The organism is Kriegella aquimaris (assembly GCF_900103215.1).
In the GTDB taxonomy this organism is placed as follows: Bacteria; Bacteroidota; Bacteroidia; order Flavobacteriales; family Flavobacteriaceae; genus Kriegella; species Kriegella aquimaris.
Genome location: NZ_FNGV01000004.1, coordinates 33,488 through 52,888, shown reverse-complemented (window position 1 = coordinate 52,888; position 19,401 = coordinate 33,488). Strand labels below are relative to the sequence as shown.

17 protein-coding genes are annotated in these 19,401 nt (G+C 40.0%); 3 read left to right on the top strand and 14 right to left on the bottom strand.

The window, feature by feature from the left end:
- Positions 1-136 precede the first annotated feature (136 nt).
- From BLS33_RS10350 to tamL, 6 genes are all read right to left on the bottom strand, one after another.
- Positions 137-1,000: a sigma-70 family RNA polymerase sigma factor gene (locus BLS33_RS10350; protein WP_089888311.1), complete on the bottom strand. Its 864-nt coding sequence runs from the start codon at positions 998-1,000 to the stop codon at positions 137-139.
- Between the two features lie 184 nt (positions 1,001-1,184).
- Positions 1,185-3,419, bottom strand: a complete 2,235-nt coding sequence (locus BLS33_RS10345; protein ID WP_089888309.1) for a polyribonucleotide nucleotidyltransferase — start codon at positions 3,417-3,419, stop codon at positions 1,185-1,187.
- 229 nt (positions 3,420-3,648) lie between these two features.
- The gene (gene rpsO / locus BLS33_RS10340; RefSeq protein WP_089888307.1) at positions 3,649-3,918 is read right to left on the bottom strand and encodes a 30S ribosomal protein S15; all 270 of its coding nucleotides are present in this window, start codon (positions 3,916-3,918) and stop codon (positions 3,649-3,651) included.
- A 74-nt stretch (positions 3,919-3,992) separates the two neighbouring features.
- Positions 3,993-4,853: an acetyl-CoA carboxylase, carboxyltransferase subunit beta gene (gene accD, locus BLS33_RS10335; RefSeq protein WP_089888855.1), complete on the bottom strand. Its 861-nt coding sequence runs from the start codon at positions 4,851-4,853 to the stop codon at positions 3,993-3,995.
- 34 nt (positions 4,854-4,887) lie between these two features.
- Positions 4,888-5,955: a class II fructose-bisphosphate aldolase gene (fbaA, locus tag BLS33_RS10330; protein ID WP_089888304.1), complete on the bottom strand. Its 1,068-nt coding sequence runs from the start codon at positions 5,953-5,955 to the stop codon at positions 4,888-4,890.
- A 67-nt stretch (positions 5,956-6,022) separates the two neighbouring features.
- On the bottom strand, positions 6,023-8,623 hold the full coding sequence (tamL, locus tag BLS33_RS10325; protein ID WP_089888301.1) for a translocation and assembly module lipoprotein TamL: 2,601 nt from the start codon (positions 8,621-8,623) through the stop codon (positions 6,023-6,025).
- Between the two features lie 24 nt (positions 8,624-8,647).
- Here tamL and BLS33_RS10320 point away from each other — a divergent pair, with 24 nt between their 5' ends.
- A complete protein-coding gene (locus BLS33_RS10320; protein WP_089888299.1) occupies positions 8,648-9,367 on the top strand; it encodes a TrmH family RNA methyltransferase in 720 nt (239 codons plus the stop codon).
- 47 nt (positions 9,368-9,414) lie between these two features.
- On the opposite strand, the gene porT is transcribed toward BLS33_RS10320, so the two are convergent.
- Together porT and ubiE are read right to left on the bottom strand one after the other, a co-directional pair.
- A complete protein-coding gene (porT, locus tag BLS33_RS10315) occupies positions 9,415-10,122 on the bottom strand; it encodes a type IX secretion/gliding motility protein PorT/SprT (RefSeq protein ID WP_089888296.1) in 708 nt (235 codons plus the stop codon).
- 94 nt (positions 10,123-10,216) lie between these two features.
- A complete protein-coding gene (gene ubiE, locus BLS33_RS10310; protein WP_089888294.1) occupies positions 10,217-10,945 on the bottom strand; it encodes a bifunctional demethylmenaquinone methyltransferase/2-methoxy-6-polyprenyl-1,4-benzoquinol methylase UbiE in 729 nt (242 codons plus the stop codon).
- Between the two features lie 251 nt (positions 10,946-11,196).
- Between ubiE and trkA the strand changes: the two genes are divergently transcribed.
- Together trkA and BLS33_RS10300 are read left to right on the top strand one after the other, a co-directional pair.
- Positions 11,197-12,546, top strand: coding sequence for a Trk system potassium transporter TrkA (gene trkA, locus BLS33_RS10305; RefSeq protein WP_089888292.1), 1,350 nt, complete (start codon positions 11,197-11,199; stop codon positions 12,544-12,546).
- 92 nt (positions 12,547-12,638) lie between these two features.
- The gene (locus tag BLS33_RS10300; protein ID WP_089888290.1) at positions 12,639-14,129 is read left to right on the top strand and encodes a TrkH family potassium uptake protein; all 1,491 of its coding nucleotides are present in this window, start codon (positions 12,639-12,641) and stop codon (positions 14,127-14,129) included.
- 180 nt (positions 14,130-14,309) lie between these two features.
- Here the strand turns inward: BLS33_RS10300 and BLS33_RS10295 are convergent, their stop codons facing one another.
- From BLS33_RS10295 to BLS33_RS10270, 6 genes are all read right to left on the bottom strand, one after another.
- The gene (locus BLS33_RS10295; RefSeq protein WP_089888287.1) at positions 14,310-14,714 is read right to left on the bottom strand and encodes an OsmC family protein; all 405 of its coding nucleotides are present in this window, start codon (positions 14,712-14,714) and stop codon (positions 14,310-14,312) included.
- A gap of 146 nt (positions 14,715-14,860) precedes the next feature.
- On the bottom strand, positions 14,861-15,556 hold the full coding sequence (locus BLS33_RS10290; protein WP_089888285.1) for a DUF3592 domain-containing protein: 696 nt from the start codon (positions 15,554-15,556) through the stop codon (positions 14,861-14,863).
- Positions 15,553-16,047 (bottom strand): ClbS/DfsB family four-helix bundle protein, encoded by a 495-nt coding sequence (locus BLS33_RS10285; RefSeq protein ID WP_089888282.1) that lies wholly within the window; start codon positions 16,045-16,047, stop codon positions 15,553-15,555. The genes BLS33_RS10290 and BLS33_RS10285 overlap by 4 nt, the downstream gene beginning before the upstream one ends.
- Positions 16,048-16,325: 278 nt before the next feature.
- Positions 16,326-16,718, bottom strand: a complete 393-nt coding sequence (locus BLS33_RS10280; protein WP_245731379.1) for a hypothetical protein — start codon at positions 16,716-16,718, stop codon at positions 16,326-16,328.
- Positions 16,719-16,947: 229 nt separating this feature from the next.
- Positions 16,948-18,153: a pyridoxal phosphate-dependent aminotransferase gene (locus BLS33_RS10275; protein ID WP_089888279.1), complete on the bottom strand. Its 1,206-nt coding sequence runs from the start codon at positions 18,151-18,153 to the stop codon at positions 16,948-16,950.
- Positions 18,154-18,243: 90 nt separating this feature from the next.
- On the bottom strand, positions 18,244-19,347 hold the full coding sequence (locus tag BLS33_RS10270; protein WP_089888275.1) for a fatty acid desaturase family protein: 1,104 nt from the start codon (positions 19,345-19,347) through the stop codon (positions 18,244-18,246).
- Between the last annotated feature and the right edge of the window lie 54 nt (positions 19,348-19,401).

Below are 19,401 nucleotides of genomic sequence, written 5' to 3'. Positions count from 1 at the left end.
ACTCCGGTAATCAGCCGGAGTTTATTCATCAATCAAAAAACGAACAGTCATGATAACTGTTGTTAAAAGTAAAATTACAATTTATATGCCGTATTTCCAATTTATGGAAAATTTAACGTACAAGTTGCGCCTCGATTTAGCCGAGATAGGTTTTTAATATCTTGCTTCGTGAAGTATGTTTTAACCTTCGGATCGCTTTTTCTTTGATTTGGCGTACCCTTTCACGTGTAAGGTCAAAAGTTTCTCCAATTTCTTCCAAAGTCATGGAGTGCTGTCCGGCCAAACCGAAATACAAACGAATAACATCGGCTTCCCTAGGGGTCAATGTTTCAAGAGCTCTTTCAATTTCAGTTCTCAAAGATTCGTGCAACAAATCTCTATCAGGATTGGGAGACTCACCACTACGAAGTACATCGTATAGGTTAGAATCTTCACCATCGATCAAAGGAGCATCCATAGATACATGGCGACCTGAATTTTTAATGGACTGTTTTACATCTTCGACGGTCATATCCAATTCCTTGGCAATTTCTTCGGCAGATGGCATACGCTCATGTGCTTGCTCCAAGAAAGCGAAGGTCTTGTTGATTTTATTTATCGATCCAATTTTATTCAAAGGCAAACGAACAATTCTTGACTGTTCTGCCAATGCTTGTAAAATAGACTGACGAATCCACCAAACAGCGTACGATATAAATTTAAATCCACGTGTTTCATCAAAACGCTGTGCTGCCTTGATCAATCCCAAGTTGCCTTCATTGATAAGGTCAGGAAGTGTTAATCCTTGGTTTTGATATTGTTTGGCTACCGATACCACAAATCGAAGGTTGGCCTTGGTCAATTTTTCAAGGGCAAGTTGATCGCCTGCTTTTATTCGTTGGGCCAACTCTACCTCTTCATCCGCTGTAATTAAGTCTACTTTGCCAATTTCTTGTAAGTATTTATCCAACGAAGCGGTTTCCCTATTGGTAACCTGTTTTGTAATTTTTAACTGTCTCATTTACGGTAAATTAAATTCATGCTACATAAGCTGCATATACTTATACGTAAAAAAGATAGAAATGTTACAAATGAAATACGAAAGTTTTGTTTTTTTTCGCTGGGTAGGGTGTTTTTTGAGAAAAAAAAGAGCCCCAATACTACTATTGAGGCTCTTTTGCATTCGCTATATGTAAGATTAAGTTCTAATCTCTTCTTGGTTTGCGATCGCGATTATCCCTACCGCCACGACTATCTCTGCCGCCACGACTATCTCTTCCGCGATTGTTGTCCCTTGGTGGTCTTTCGACATAGCCTTCGGGTTTTGGTAACAATGCTTTTCGGGAAACTTTATCTTTTCGTGTTCTAGGATCAAGTCCGAAGTATTTCACATCGAACACATCACCCATATTCACTACGTCAGATACGTTCTCTGTACGTTCCCATGCTAATTCCGATACGTGTAACAGTACCTCATTACCTGGAGCATCCATATACTCGACTACAGCGCCAAAATCTAACATTTTGATAACTTTAACCTCGTAAACGCTACCTACTTCGGGTTTGAACATCAACGAATCGATTTTTGCCAATACGGCATCGATACCGTCTTGATCGGTTCCTAAGATTTCAACAATGCCTTCTTCGGTTACAGGATCTTCATTGATTACAATAGTAGTACCTGTTTCTTTTTGAAGTTCCTGAATTACTTTTCCACCGGGGCCAATCAAGGCACCAATGAACTCGTTAGGAATCGTACGTGTAACCATTTTCGGAGAATGTGGTTTCACGTCGGCATTTGGTGAAGCAATCGTATCGGTTAATTTCGTAAGAATATGCAGACGACCATCTCTAGCTTGCTTTAATGCTTTTACCAGAATTTCGTAAGATAATCCTTTTACCTTAATGTCCATTTGACAAGCGGTAATACCGTCGGCAGTACCAGTTACTTTAAAATCCATATCCCCCAAGTGATCTTCATCACCCAAGATATCGGAAAGTACGGCATATTTTCCAGAATCGGCATCAGAAATTAATCCCATGGCAATACCTGAAACAGGTTTCTTTAATTGAACACCGGCATCCATCAAGGCCATTGTACCCGAACAAACGGTTGCCATAGAAGAAGAACCGTTAGATTCCAATACTTCAGAAACAACACGAACGGTATAAGGACAATCTGCTGGAATCATTCCTTTCAACGCCCGTTGTGCCAAGTTGCCATGACCAACTTCTCTACGTGATGTTCCACGAATAGGTCTAGCTTCTCCAGTACAAAAAGGAGGGAAGTTATAGTGCAAATAGAAATTTTCTTCACCCTCGTAAGACGGCATATCAATTTTATTGGCATCTCTTGAAGTTCCTAGGGTAACCGTAGCCAATGCTTGCGTTTCACCTCGGGTAAAGATTGCTGAACCGTGTGTAGAAGGTAAATAATCAATCTCACACCAGATAGGGCGAATCTCATCGGTCTTACGACCATCCAATCGTAGCCCTTCATTCAAGGTCAGGTCGCGAATCGCTGCTTTTTCGGCTTTACGATAATACTTAGAAACCAAACCTCCAAAATCTTCTAATTCTTCTTCAGAAAAAGTAGCTTTTATATCTTCTTTTATTTCTGAAAATGAAGCACTTCTTTCGTGCTTTGCGGAACCTGCTTTTGCGATTGCATATACTTTATCATATGCCATATCGTAAACCTTTTTCGCAAGATCTTCATCTTCTCTCTCTTCGGGGTACTCACGTACTTCTTTTTTTCCGAAAGCTTCAGCTAAGCGTAATTGAGCAGCACATTGTACCTTAATGGCCTCGTGTGCAAATTTGATGGCATCTGCCATTTCTTCTTCTGAGATTTCATCCATCTCACCCTCAACCATCATCACAGAATCAGCGGATGCCCCAATCATCATATCGATGTCGGATTCTGCCAACTGTGCTCTTGTCGGGTTAATAACGAACTCACCGTTTACACGACCTACTCTTGCTTCAGAAATTGCACATTCGAATGGAAAATCTGATAGTTGAATAGCTGCAGATGCTGCCAAACCGGCCATGGCATCGGGCATAACGTCTTCGTCATGAGACATTAACTGAATCATTACCTGAGTCTCGGAATGATAATCTTTAGGGAAAAGTGGACGTAAAACTCGGTCTACCAAACGCATGGTCAATACTTCGCCATCACTTGGTCTTGCTTCTCTTTTGAAGAAACCACCAGGGTAACGCCCTGATGCGGCAAATTTTTCACGATAATCTACCGTAAGAGGAAGAAAATCTAAATCTTTTTGTTCGTAATTGGAAACTACTGTACACAATAGCATACATTTTCCTGATTGGACAACAACAGAACCATGGGCCTGTTTTGCCAATTTTCCGGTCTCGATAGAAATTTCCCTACCGTCGCCAAGGTCAATGACCTCTTTAAATACTTTTGGAATCATAAATTTGATTTTATCCCGAACGCTTCGGGATTGTTAAACAATGGTCTCTCCGCCATTTTTTCTGGTCGGAGCGTGTGTTGTGTTGTCGTGTGACCAATGAAAAACTGTGTGCAGCTTTTTGTGTGTTGCCCTGAATTTGTGACAGGGTCTTGTGTGCGTACTGTGGATGCCGAAACAGATTCGGCGTAATCTATATAAAAAGAGGGAGCGTAGCTCCCTCCAAGTATAATTACTTTCTAATACCTAATTCTTTGATAAGCTCACGATATTTTACAATATCATTCTTTATCATATAATCTAAAAGACTTCTTCGTTTACCTACCAAACGAACCAAAGAACGTTCAGTGTTAAAGTCTTTCTTGTTATTTTTAAGATGTCCGGTAAGGTGATTGATACGGTGTGTGAACAATGCAATCTGTCCTTCGGTAGAACCGGTATTTTCCGCTTTTCCACCATGTTTTTTGAAGATTTCACTCTTCACTTCTTTTGTTAAATACATTCCAATATTAATTTAAATGATTTTTATGTATCTGACTGTCTTTCAATCAGGCGGCAAAGATAAGATTATTTTCTTTACGACCTAATCGGATTGTTCTGAATAAGATCGATATAAAGATTGATCTTCTTCTTAAGTTCTCCACGATGAACAATGAAATCTAAAAAGCCTTGCTCTTTTACAAATTCAGCTGTCTGGAAGCCTTCTGGCAAATCCTTTCCGGTGAAATCTTTAACAATTCGAGGTCCGGCAAAACCAATTAAGGCGCCAGGCTCTGAAATATTGATATCCCCGAGCATGGCGTATGATGCCGTTGTTCCCCCGGTGGTCGGATCGGTACATAACGATATATAAGGAAGACCCGCTTCGGCAAGTTGCGCCAATTTGGCCGATGTTTTGGCCAATTGCATTAATGATAACGCAGCTTCCATCATACGGGCACCGCCAGACTTGGATATCATTAAAAAGGGCATTTTCTTTTTAATGGCATGATCGATGCCTCTGGCAATTTTTTCTCCAACCACACTTCCCATCGAGCCTCCAATGAAATTGAAGTCCATACAGCAGATTACAATACTTTTACCTAGGCTATTGCCTACTCCCGTTCGCACGGCATCTTTTAGTCCTGTTTTTTTCTGTGCAGCTTTTAGTCGATCGACATACTTTTTGGTGTCTTCAAACTTCAATGGGTCTTTGGACGTTAGTTTTGCATCCAATTCGGTGAATTTATTGTCATCGAATAGAATTTCAAAATACTCTTTACTTCCAATTCTTACATGGTAACCGTCTTCGGGGCTAACATAAAAGTTTTTGGCCAGTTCTTCCGATTCAACAATTTTACCGGTTGGAGATTTGTACCAAAGCCCCCGCGGCGTATCTTTCTTTTGTTCGGTGGAAGTCTGAATTCCTTTTTCTTTTCTTTTGAACCAAGACGACATATTATCCATATTAATTAGTAGGGAGCTAAATTACTTAAAGAGTATTGACATTATTAAGGTCTGCAAAGGCCTTTTTTAGACGCTCTACAAAAGTTTTTTCGCCCTCACGTAACCATACTCTCGGGTCGTAAAATTTCTTGTTAGGTTCGTCTGCTCCTTTAGGGTTGCCAATTTGCGATTGAAGATAATCCTTTTTTTCTTGGATATAATCTCTGATGCCTGTTAAAAATGCATACTGAAGATCGGTGTCGATATTCATTTTGATAACCCCGTAACTGATACCTTCACGTATTTCTTCTACCGTAGATCCAGATCCACCGTGAAATACAAAATCGATATGGTTATGTTCTACACCATATTTCTCCGTGATATATTCTTGCGAATTTTTAAGGATTTTCGGGGTCAATTTTACGTTCCCAGGTTTGTATACTCCGTGAACATTTCCGAAAGCTGCCGCAATTGTAAATCTAGGGCTTACTTTTGAAAGCTCTTCATAGGCATATGCAACTTCTTCGGGTTGGGTGTATAGTTTTGAATCGTCAACATCTGAATTGTCTACGCCATCTTCTTCACCTCCGGTGATGCCGAGTTCGATTTCCAAGGTCATGTTCATTTTGCTCATTCGAGCTAGATATTCTTTACAGATGGCAATGTTCTCTTCAATCGGTTCTTCCGATAGGTCGATCATGTGCGAGCTAAACAATGATTTTCCGGTTTCTGCAAAATGCTTTTCACTGGCATCCAATAGGCCATCTATCCAGGGCAATAATTTTTTAGCGCAATGGTCGGTATGCAAAATCACTGTGGCACCGTAAGCTTCGGCCAGCTCATGAACGTGTTTGGCACCTGCAACAGCACCGAGTATTGCAGCTTTTTGTCCTTCATTGGAAAGACCTTTGCCAGCATTGAACTGCGCGCCGCCATTTGAAAATTGTAAGATTACGGGCGCATTTAAACTTGCTGCAGTTTCAAGAACTCCGTTGATAGTATCCGATCCGATAACGTTTACCGCGGGAAGGGCAAAACCTTTTTCCTTGGCATAATTGAATATATTCTGTACTTCATCGCCTGTGGCAACGCCGGGTTTGATAGTGTGAGCCATATTTTTAGTCTTTTCGTTTCTGAAATTAATGGCACAAAAGTAATAAAATAATTAGGTCTGAGAGAGTCTAGAAAGGATAATTAATACCTATCTGAAGTACGGAATTCGCAAAATTGTAATCTCTGAACCATCTTTTTGAAGGTATTTCCGCTGGATTATAAGTTTTAAAGCCTAGGTCTACTCGGAATAAAAAATAAGTGAAATCATACCGTAACCCGAAACCGCTGCCTAGAGCTATGTCGCCCAATGAATCAAAACCTTCAAAAGTAGCTGCAGGATCATCAACGTTGTCAAAAACATTCCAAATATTGCCTGCGTCGGCAAACAATGCTCCGTTAACATCGCCAACAATAGGAAAACGATATTCAAGATTAAAAGCCAGCTTTAAATTTGCCTCGTTAAAATCGTTGATTGCGGCCGTGCTGCCTGGTCCCAATGAATACGGGTACCACGCCCGATTATCGTTCGATCCCCCCGCGAAATAACTACGTACAAAAGGAATGTTATCAGAATTGCCATAGGGAATCGCAATACCGAAGAAACTTCTAAAGGCCAGAACATTGGAGTGGGAGAGGTCCCAATATTTTACATAGTCGAGCTCTGTTTTTATATATTGCGAAAAGGGTACACTAAAAACAAGTAGGTCTTTATCCGCGTTTTTGTTAAAGGGGATTATTTCCGACAATGCTGATAACAGATTGCCCGCACCTTCAAGCTTGAATCGAAATTGGTGAAAATTATTATCGGTGATTCCATTTCTGTTGTTCTTGGTAAAGCTGTAATTGCTGGCAAAGATCAAATTGTTTTCCGTTAGGCGTTTTCTGCGTTCCTCTATACGCACTACTTCGCCGTATTGTTCAGCTTCCTCAGGAATAAGGTTGTTGTTCAGTACCTCATTAATGAAACCTGTAGTACCCGTGGGGATAATCAGATGTCTGGCCTCATCGGAACCTGCGGCCGGTTCAAAAAAATCGGTAACCGTAGAATTATTTTCATAGAAGCCGGCTATATAGTCTAATCGGTTATAGGTATTACTGTATACATTGAAGAACTGCTCAGGTTTTACATTGCGGACAAATTCTACATTCAAGAGTTCGACATTCTTTTTTTTGAAATCCGAGGGGGTCCAGTTGTATCCTAGGATCGCATTAAAGGCTTGTTTATCAAGCCCTATGTTTTGCTGAAAACTGCTTCCTAAAGTGATGCGGGTTCTGGGCAAGGTGTAACTGGGGATTATCTTCGTAGTCTTTATAAAGGGGAACCAAATTCTTGGAATGTCAAGGTTCAAATCTGCACCAAATTCCAAGATGTTAAAGAATCGGTTATCTATTATATTAGGGTCGCTGGAGGAGCCAATATTAAGTCGCCCCGATAAGCTTAGGTTTTCTGCTCCTTTAAAGAGGTTTCTAGCTTGTAATGATGGGCTAAAGGCCAAACCTACACGTTGAATATTCGAATGGGTGATGTCAAAATCGGTCCCCAAGGAATATTTGGGTCTTGGCGCCAAGTAAATATTAGCGTTCAAATTTGTTTCTACACTATCTGCTTCGAAGGTGATGTTCGGGTAACGAAAGACATTCAAGTTCGTGAGTTGTCTATAGGTGTGAAGTTTATCGAGGTCACGGTAGACGCTATCTTTTTCAAAGAAAATGGCATCGGCGAGTGTTTTGGGTTTAAAGCGTAATTTATTCCTGTAAAAAATGGTATAATCGCCATGCCTGATGAATTTTTGTTCAGAATTGGTTTCATCAAATAGGTAATCGGTGTAGATATTTATATTGCTGAAACGGTGAACTTTGTATTTCGAGGAGGTCAGCGAACTGTCATTTCGAATTCTGAGGTCGTCAATGTTAAGCTCGATATTCATATTTTTGTCAACCCCCGATTTGATGGTATCCCTTTCAATATCGTAGCCGATTGAGCTTTCCTGAAAGTTGTGTATTCCTGAGTTTCTAAAGATTGCGGTCAGACGTTCCCGTTCAAGAGTAAAATTGTTTAAATCGAATTGGTCGCCACTTTTAATAAAAGAATTTTCTATGTTTTGTTGGTATATAGAATCAATTGCTATTGATGAAATATCATTGCTGAGCGAGTCGATGATATAGGGTTCGCCAAGCGTAATTCTGTAATCTATATGAGCCCTTTGTCTTTTTTTTGTGCTATCTATTTTAAAGGTAGTCTCATTGTTGAAATATCCTTTGCTGCCATAATATGCGCTCAAACGTTCCAGTGTTCTTCGGGTCTGCGAGGTATCAATGATTACAGGTGCTTCGCCAATTTTTTTAAGCCATTCGCTGAGCCCCTTTACCAAAAATGACTCACCTAGTCTGTCGACTTGTTTTTTAGATAAGAGGTTGGTCAGACGCTGCTCTCTCTTTTCCTTTTTGTGTAGCCAGTTTTGATAGGAAGAATCCGGATTTTTCTTGGCAAGATTGTAGAGGTTGAGCCGTAGGTGATAACCCAAGAGTGAGCTATTCGGAATTTGAACAATAAGACTTTCGATATCCTCATCAGAAACAACTTTGTCATTGGCATGAATGGTGTTCTTGGTCAACAGAAGTTCATCATCATCAACCCTTCTAAGACTATTGCATGAGGCAATCACAATGGCTAAAAATAATAGGCTTATTTTAGCGATGTTGTTCTCAATTCGCAAAGGGATTCTCATAGAAATCAAAAATACATTATTTGTATGGTTGTCAAAAGCCAAATAAAGCTTATAAAAAGCTTACAGCAAAAAAAGTACCGAATTATAAATGACATGTTCGTGGTCGAAGGCATAAAAACAGTCAAAGAATTGTTAGCCTCCGATTTTAAAGTGTTTAAGATCTTTTCCGATGATGAGGATTTATTGGCATTTTCACCGGAGCATGCTGAACCTGCCTCTCGAAATGAATTGAAGCAAATGAGTAGTCTGAAGAATGCCAGTGGTGCGTTAGGTGTTTTTTATATTCCAGAGGCAAAAGTAATTGATTTTAATGATTGGGTATTGGTACTGGATAATGTTCAAGATCCCGGAAATTTAGGTACTATTATTCGTTTGTGCGATTGGTTTGGTATTCGCCATTTGGTGTGTTCATCGAATACGGTAGATTGTTTCAACCCAAAAGTGCTTCAAGCAACAATGGGATCGATTACTCGGGTAAATTTGATCTATACCAATCTTCCCGAATTTTTAAAGGAGACAGAACTTCCTGTTTACGGAACATTTATGGATGGCGCACCGGTTCATCAAGTGGCTATGCCCGAAAAGGGTATTTTGGTTATGGGCAATGAGGCCAATGGAATTTCGCAGGCGATAGAAAATAGGTGCGATGAGAGGATTGCAATTTCCCAATTTGGCGCCAAGACTACCGAAAGCCTTAATGTGGCAACCGCGACTGCGATTTTATTGAACGAGATAAGAAGGTAGTTATACTTTATTAAGCTTGTAATCAAATTTTTTGAGGAAGCGGAAGCTTATTCAAATGTAAGATTGATAAACAAACCTCTGGTGCGCAAGGCATCGATATTTCCTGTCCATGGACTATTTGGGTCATCATCGCGAACCAGTTCATCGTTCAGGGTAAAAACACCACGAATGGAAGGGGTGAACTTAAAGTATTCCAAATAAAAATCGATGCCAAAACCAAGTTCGTAATTATAGACCCATTTTTTCATGCGAAAAGTGCCACTTTCGTTATCGTCAAGATTCGTCTCATTACTCCCCAGGTTCATTGACATTGAGGGGCCTCCAATCAAAAATGGCTTCCAGTTGCCAAATCGTCGTGTGCTGACTTTAAGTAATAAGGGGAAATTGATATAGGTAGATTTAACCTCGCGTATGGTATTCCCTTTGGTGGCCTCCTCTCCAGTGAATCCGGGAAACCCCAAGGTTCTGGCTCCATAATGGAGCCCTGGTTCAAATCGAAGGTCTAAAAATTCATTGAGCCGAAGCTCCCCGATAAGACCTACATTGAAACCTAATCCCTTGTCGACTAGAATGTCTCGCGTATCGTTTTTATAATCGAATTTAAAATCATATTGATTAAACCCCAGAAAATAGCCCCAATTGAGCAATGCCTTGTCTTCGTTTTCTAGGTTTAAAATAGGATTTTCGTTGAACTGGGCATGGGTCATGGTGTTCAAACATAACAGCCCAATTAATAGTAGCAGAATATTTTTCATCAACAAAAATTTCCTGGCCTCCTTACTTTCACTTTCTTATGTTGTTCGGAATCGGCCCTTTTTTAGTAAATGCCCTTTATGGGCTTTCATATAGTTATTTGGTCGCAATATAAATTGACGCTACCCCAAGTGTTTGGGGTTCGTCGGTTACATCTATAAACCCGATTTTACGTAAAATATTGTTGAAGTTTTCCCCACACGGGAAAACCGATGCAGATTCGCTCAAATAGGTATAGGCCGATTTGTCTTTTGAAAATAATTTTCCAATTAGCGGAAGTATATTTTTAGTATAAAAACGATACCCTTGTCGGTAAGGTGATTTTTCAGGTACGGCCGTTTCTAAGATTACAAGAACCCCCGAAGGCTTTAATACCCGTCGTATTTCCGATAATCCCTTCTCCAAGTTTTCAAAATTACGAACACCAAAGGCCACGGTGACAGCATCAAAGCTGTTGTCTTCAAAAGAAAGGTTTTCACTGTCTCCCACAACCATCGAAATGGTATCGCCCAATTTTTTTTCGTTCACCTTTTTTTTGCCCACTTCCAGCATGCCCGGAGAAATGTCGAGTCCGACAATGGTGTCGGCGCCGGTTTTTGTCATATGAATAGCCAAATCGCCAGTTCCTGTTGCGATGTCGAGAATACTTTTGGGCTGCTTTTGTGAAAGTATCGCTACAACGCGCTTACGCCATTTTACGTCAATTCCAAAAGATATGACACGGTTAAGTCCATCATAATTGCCCGATATGGTATCGAACATTTTGGTAACCTGCTCCTTTTTTCCAAGTTCGGTATCGCTATATGGGGTAATTTTTTTGGTCATTTCAGCAAATTTCGCCAAAGATACAATTTAGCAAAGGGTTGGCATTGCGTTTGAACAATAAAGAAATCAATACATCGTTTTACCGCGGGGTTTTAAATGGCAACCCAATAAATTTATGTAATTTTGAACTTTGAAAATTGCAAACTTTCACGAAATGAGCTTTAAGCAAGCCATAATGCATTTGACGGCTAATCTTACAATCGCCATTATGGGGTTTTCGGCCCTGAGGTTTACACGAATGTAATTGTTCAATGAAGATAATTATAGCAGGAGCTGGTGAAGTAGGGATCCATTTGGCAAAATTACTGTCCTACGAGTCGCAGAATATAACATTAATAGATACCAATAAAGAGAGTCTGGCCTATGCCGACAATCATCTCGATATTCGGGTGTTACGTGGCGATGCTACTTCCATATCCATTTTAAAAGATGCCCAGGTAGACGATTCAGATTTGGTTATTGGTGTAACTTCTTCCGAGACGACCAACCTAACGCTATGTATGCTAGCCAAGCAGTTGGGAAGTAAACGAACAATAGCGCGTATTTCCAATACCGAGTTTATCGATAATAAAGAGTTGATAAACTTTCCTCAACTAGGTATAGACGAGCTTATTTCTCCCGAAGAACTTGCCGCTACTGAAATACAAATGCTATTGAGCAAGTCGGCCTTCAACGACACTTATGAGTTTGAAGATGGTAAACTGATAATGATCGGGGTATCTTTGCCCAAGTCGGCACCATTCGTAGGTAAAATGGTCAAAGAGGCAGCTAAAATTTTCTCCGAAATAAACTTCATGCCCATTGCTTTGCAGCGTATGGGAACACAATTTACTTTGATTCCAAGAGGTGATACGGTTTTTAAGGAAGGTGACCAAGTCTATTTTATAACAACCAAAGAAGGCGTCGATGAACTTTATAAGTTGACGGGAAAAAAGAAGGAGGAAATCAAAAATGTAATGATACTTGGTGGAAGTAAGGTAGGTTACAAAACAGCCCGAGACCTTTGCGCCAGCAATTTCAATGTAAAACTTATTGAAAAGAACAAGGAAAAAGCTTTTGATCTTGCCGATGAACTTCCGAATGCCCTCATTATTAATGGTGATGGTAGAAATGCGGAATTATTAGAGGAAGAAAGCTTGCAATCTATGGATGCGTTTATAGCCGTGACCGGAAACTCGGAGACCAACATCATGTCGTGTTTGGTGGCCAAGTCAAAGTTTATAAAAAAGACCATAGCCCTCGTCGAGAATATGAATTACTTTCAGTTGTCACACTCCATTGGAATAGACACCCTGATAAATAAAAAACTATTGGCGGCCAACCATATCTTTCGACATGTTCGAAGGGGTGAGGTGGTAGCATTGATGCGTCTTAACAATTTGAATGCTGAAATATTGGAGTTCATTGTAAAACCCAATTCTAAAGTTACCGGCAGTGTGATTCGGGAACTTGATTTTCCAAGAATGGCTACTATCGGAGGTGTGATACGTGACGACAAAGGGATTATTGCATTGGGTGGGTTCGAAATTAAGGCCGGTGATAGGGTCGTGGTTTGTTGTTTGCCGAAAGCCATTCAGAAAATAGAACGCCTATTTCTGTGAGGCTCGGCGATGGTTCTTTACATATAATTCAACTTGCAAATTTCCGGTTTTCGTTAATAATGTTCAATTTTCGCTAAGCTAAATTGATTTAAATGGGTCTTAACTCCAAAATAATATTCCACCTTATGGGGCTTTTATTGCTCTTTAACGGTCTTTTTATGCTCTTGGCCGCTGTGGTCAGCGGTATATATGACGATGGTGCGACCCTAGATATTACCTTGGCATCGATTACCACGATGTTTGTGGGTATTTTTTCAATGTTCTATACTCGAGGTCATGATAAGGAAGTAAAACGAAGGGAAGGCTATATTATCGTAACCTTTGGGTGGATCGTGATGTCTCTTTCCGGAATGTTGCCCTATCTGTTCTCTGGAGCCATACCTGATATTACCAATGCCTTTTTTGAGACTATTTCGGGGTATACCACAACAGGGGCTTCCGTTGTCGATGATATCGAGGCGCTTCCCGAAGGTATTCTTTTCTGGCGAAGCCTCACCCATTGGATCGGTGGAATGGGTATTATCGTATTGGCCATTGCCATATTGCCACTATTGGGAATTGGCGGTATGCAATTGTTCGCGGCAGAAGCACCAGGCCCAAGTGCTGATAAACTTCACCCCCGTATAACGGATACGGCAAAACGTCTTTGGCTCATTTATTTCGGATACACTATTGCAGAAACCATATTGCTTAAACTGGCGGGCATGTCGTTTTTTGATGCGATTAACCATGCCTTGGCAACCTTATCGACAGGTGGATTTTCTACAAAAAATGCCAGTTTGGCCTACTGGAACAATGAACCTTTGATTCAGTATATTGTTATCTTTTTTATGTTTTTGGCCGGAAGTAACTTCGTACTCAGTTATTTCGCGTTCAAGGGCAAAGTGCAACGTGTACTGAAAGATGAAGAGTTTAAATATTACACGGCACTAGTATTGATTTTCAGCGTGGTTTCGGCCGTGGTGATCTACCTAAAGGCCAACGTGCCCGTATCAGATTATCACCCAATGGTTTTAGGACCTGCGGAAAGTGCTTTTCGACATGGCTTATTTCAAATTATCTCGGTTATTACCACTACGGGATTTGTTACCGCTGATTTTACCACATGGACACCCTTTTTGACGGTTCTCTTTTTCGGCCTAATGTTCGCTGGGGGATCGGCCGGGTCGACCGCTGGTGGTATCAAAATTATGCGGCATTTGCTGATTATTAAGAACGGACTATTGGAGTTCAAACGTACGTTGCATCCTGCGGCGATTATTCCTGTGCGGTATAATAATAAGTCGATAAGCCAGGTCATCGTCTACAATATAATCGCATTTTTTGTATTGTATATGTTGCTGTTTATCATTGGGGCACTTGTTTTAGGTGCGCTGGGTGTTGATTTTGAAACAGCGATCGGTGGTGCTGCCTCGTCGTTGGGCAACGTGGGGCCTGCCTTTGGTAGTCTTAACCCTGTTAGTAATTTCAATGGTTTGCCTGCCTTAGGAAAATGGTGGTGCGGTTTTTTGATGCTGGTGGGCAGATTAGAGCTATTTACCGTACTCATTCTTTTAACGCCTTATTTTTGGAAGAAAACCTAATTCTTTTAGTGTAGGAAGCATATTTCTGTATTCGCATTTATAGTGCTTCGATAAAACGCTGACATATTTTTTTTACGTCTCGATTTGCCTTTCGTTCTCCATCAATTGCCCTACCTACTTAATTTTGGAAAACTGTTTATTGCTCACCAAGGGTTCCCGTGCTGTTATGAATTAGGTTCTTTAAGTTGTTATTTTTTCAATTTCACCTGTGATAGAACAAGAGGCTTTGACCGTATTAAATATGGTTCCAAACTTTTCGATATTCTTTTTCAGTAAATTGATGTTTAAATTATCATCTCGACTATAAATTTTTAATCCATAGTTTATTTCATCCATCCTTGGCGGTTTTTCAAGTCGCATTGCATTGACCGTTATTTCGGCATCTGAATATTCAAAACCCATTAATTCTGAAAAGCGTTCAACATTTTTGAGGATGCAAGCTGAAAATGAAGCTAAAAATAATTCGGCAGGGTTCGCCAAAATATCAGCGGAATCTGGAGTTATTCCAAAATTAATTTCCGTTTGTTTAATGTTTACCGAAGCGCTATTTTTTGATGTTGCGGTTGCCTTAATTGAATACTTCATAGTTTAATTGATAGTTAACGATTAACGTTTCGGTACGTATGCAGAATATTGTTCTTCGTTCCTTTTTATTCATCCCTTTCCACTAATAGGGAGTTACTCATTAGCAATTAAAGACAGATGTTTTTTTGATTTCATTACATACCGTTTTAAGCTTTTTTTGGTAGAAAAGAAATATCCATATAATGTTTCTTTTTCGGATTCGTAGGAGCTATATAGACATCTATAAGTCTGTCGGCGATATATGATGTGGGGTCGAATGCTATTTTATCGCTAGTGAACGTGTACATTTTAGAATCTGCCGGATTGAGCCAATCGGATTGTACTACAAACTCAGTTCTGTTATTCGAACTTTTCGATGTCACTCGCCCTACCAATTTAAGGCGTTTTCCGTTCCTTGGCAATTCTTTCCTGAGTTTGACTTTGTTGATGTAGGTATAGGCCATACCGCCCCCGCTTAATACTACTACAATACCCGCTACTAGCAAAGCCAGTGGCAGGCCCCATAATTCGATAGAACTATCTAGTTTAGCTGATAGGGGATTTTCTTTAAGATACCTAATAGTTACTTTGTCACCTTTATTAAAGTCTAATGCGGCACTTGTGCTTGTATCTGGTGAGAAAGTATAGGTATGGCCGTCTACAGCTTGAAATGAGATTACAGGATGGTAATACCTGGTGGATATATTTCCGCTAGATTCGACAGCAATGACTATTCCTTCCGTCTTAATGGAATGTGTGAAAAACTGAATCTTATCCTTTAGTAAATAGATGCCTATGCCTATTAAAGCCGTTCCGGCAATAAACAATACAATCCCTGTTGCTAATTCTGATATTTTTTTCATTTTGCTTTCTTAATCAACTTAAGCGCCCAATCATAATGACTCGATGTTGTTGATACAAGATAAGACCCTAAAGAGGTTGTGCCTGTCCATTTAAAACGCTTTTTCTCGAAAAGTTCGTCATTCGAATGTTTTTCAATTAACTTTTGAATTTGCAGGTATGATTTGTTGAGGTCTTCCCGTACTTTTTTGAGTTGGGTGTCATTGTATTTTTGCCAAATTATGCGGTTCAATTCAGGTGCAGTTTTCCAACTATAACCTTTCGCCGGCATTTCGGGTTTTTTACCTTTCATTCCGACTTCGTACCAATCTAAAAACAATAAGTGCCAATGATTTAAATGAGCTAGAACGTCTCGAATGTTTCGGTTCATTGTTCCTTCCGGAAATTCGGAAATTTGTGCTTCTGGCGGGAATGAGTCCACAAAATCATTGAGCTTTGTAAAATTCTTTTGGCCCAATTCTAGTAATTCGTCTTTTGTTCGAGGTCTAGACATTTTTTAAATTTTATCCCGTTTAGAAGAAAAATCCATAAAGTTTTACTGACATTATAAAAATACACAAACCCTGCAAGCCCTAAACCTTTTTTTTATAGAACACATTTTTTCTATGGCTTAAAAGCTATAACCAATACGTAAATGTAAATTGGCAGCCGCATCTCCTTCGTTTTCTGAAAACCCTGCACTTTTTGCAAATGAGTAGCGATAACCAATTCCGAATCCAGCCTCATAATTGAAATGACTTCCGATATTTCGCTTAATGCCCCAAGTGGGGATTATTGTGATTTGGTTTCATAATTTGAAATGACAAACCAATCAGGTAAAAAACTGGTTTTTAAAGAAACAAAATTACCGCCATTGCCCGCTGTATTTCTTGACTTTGAAGCTCTTTTTTCTAAGTTATAATACCATCTTGGCTCCAACGTAATTGTCGGAATTAACAAATAACCTGTTCCTCCGTCATAAAAAACACTACCTCCAAAAAGTCCGGCGTCCAGTCCAACCTCGCTTCTCAAAGCAATTTCATCGCTTAATTTGCTTTCATTGTGTACCCAAACTCCTAAAACGCCTGTCTGTATGCCGAATAGCGATATTTCAACGCTGTCATTTTGAGATTGAGCGGAAAAAGTCAAAGCGAATAAAGTCAAGAATAAGATGGTTTTTTTCATATTTTTTTGTTTTTATTCTAAGAAATTAAATTTCTGCTAGCGGTTAGTTGCTAAGTATTATAAACTTGTTTCGGTTTATTGCTCTCTGGCAGTAAACCTATAAAAATTTATTTATGGATTATTTTCAATTGAAAGTATAATTTAAACATTACGAATGTTGACTATGGGGTATACAAAAGCCCGTTACATTGGCAACGGGCTTGGTATTGTAATTTGAAACAGGCTCTTATTAACTAAGGGCCGCTTTTATTCTTGAAATTGCCTCTTTGATCTCTGCTTCGGAAGCGGCATACGATATACGTATACAGTCCCCGTTACCAAAAGCATCTCCGGTTACGGTAGCTACATTGGCATGTTCTAAAAGGTAAAGGGCAAAATCGGAAGCGTTGTTTATGGTTGCTCCCTTTAAAGTCTTTCCGAAATATGCGGTTACGTCTGGATAGACATAAAAAGCACCTTCTGGCTCGTTGCATCTGAAACCTTCGATGTCGTTCAAAAGCCCTAAAATAAGCTGTCGACGCTCTTTAAATTCATCGACCATATATTGTATACGATCCGGTGATTCGGTCAGTGCGGTGATCACGGCACGTTGAGCGATACAGTTCGCACCACTGGTTACTTGCCCCTGAAGCTTGTTGCAGGCACGGGCAATATAGGTAGGTGCGCCAATATAACCAATACGCCAACCGGTCATGGCAAATGCCTTTGCTACCCCGTTTACAGTCACCGTACGATCGTACATGTCTTCGAAGGCCGCCATGGAGGCGTGGGCAGTTACACCATAGTTAATGTGTTCGTAAATCTCATCGCTTACGACGATAATCTGAGGGTATTTCTGCAATACATCGGCCAAGGCACGTAATTCCGTCTCGCTGTAAATAGAACCACTGGGGTTGCATGGTGAACTATACCAGAGCATTTTTGTTTTGGGCGTAATCGCCGCTTCCAACTGCTCGGGAGTCATTTTGAAATCGTCATCGATAGAAGTGGCAACCTCGACGGGTACACCGTCGGCCAATTTTACGATATCGCTGTAACTTACCCAGTATGGGCATGGTAGAATAACTTCATCACCCTTATTCAATACAACCTGGGCAATATTATATAAAGCTTGTTTTGCACCTGTGGAAACTACAATTTGCGGCCGCTCATAGCTGATTCCGTTATCACGCTTGAATTTAGTGATAATGGCATCTTTTAATTCTACGTAGCCATCAACAGGCGTGTAGGCATTATAATCATCATTTATGGCCTGAATGGCAGCGTCTTTGATGTAACCGGGGGTATTGAAATCGGGCTCTCCTAAACTAAGTCCGATAATATCTTTTCCGGCGGCCCTAAGTTCTCTGGCCTTTGCGGCCATTTCGAGCGTTGCCGAAGGTGCTAGACTGTTTATTCTGTCCGAAAGTTCTTGAGTTGCGAGCGATGGTGTCATAATGAGTTAGGATTAAACACGAACCGGCAAAGCACGTTTTAGTTCAAAAAACATACCTGCGCATCGTGGTGGTAAAACTTCGTTTTTTAGTTAGTGCAATTGTAAATTGGGTCTTTTTCCCAATTCTTTTAAATGCTTGAAGTGCGAAATTATAGCTTTTCTGGTAGTTTTATATTCGTTGTACGGTAAATTAAATTCTTTTGCTGTTTCTTTAACAATTTTAGAAATTTTTGTGTAATGTACGTGGCTGATATTAGGAAAGATATGATGCTCCACTTGATGGTTCAAGCCCCCGGTAAACCAGTTTACGACACGGTTTTTTGTTCCGAAATTCACAGTGGTGAACAATTGGTGTATCGCCCAAGTATTCTTCATTGTACCGCTTTCATCAGGTAGCGGGGTATCGGCCTCATCGACAATATGTGCCAATTGAAATACTACACTTAGAATAACTCCCGCAACATAATGCATAATAAAAAATCCGAGGAGAATTTTCCACCAAGCAATATCTATAAAAACAAGAGGGATGATGATCCAAATGGTGATGTACAATAATTTGGCGATGACCAAGGTGCTCCAATTAAAGGCTTTACTGGGCATTTTTCCATATGACAATTTACGCTTCATATAACGGTACATCTGCTGAAAGTCCGTAGTTATGGCCCAGTTGAAGGTAAGTAGTCCGTAAAGCAAAATGGAATAATAATGTTGAAATTTATGATGTTTTTGCCATTTTGTATGTTTTGAAAAACGAAGTATTCGGCCTGCTTCCATATCCTCGTCATGTTCATGTATGTTGGTATATGTATGGTGCAGTACATTATGCTGTACTTGCCAATTGTAAACGTTACCGGCCAGCACATAAATACTGCTGCCCATAATTTTATTTACCCATTTCTTATTGGAATACGAGCCGTGGTTGCCGTCATGCATCACATTCATACCTACGCCTGCCATACCTACGCCCATGACGATGGTTAACAAAAGGTTTGCCCAGTTGGGCAGGTTTAAGGTGAGTATTAAAAAGTAAGGGGTCAAAAACAGGGCGAACATAATCACCGATTTAACATGAAGCTTCCAGTTGCCCGTTTTTTTAATTTGATTCTCTTTGAAATAATCGTTTACCCGCTTATTTAGTGTCCTAAAAAATTGAGCGGAATCTTTTCTTGAAAATTTTATGGTATTCTGATCCATGATTGTAATCTTTTTGTAAAGATAAGATAAATGCCGTTTTTAACTTTAATTGTT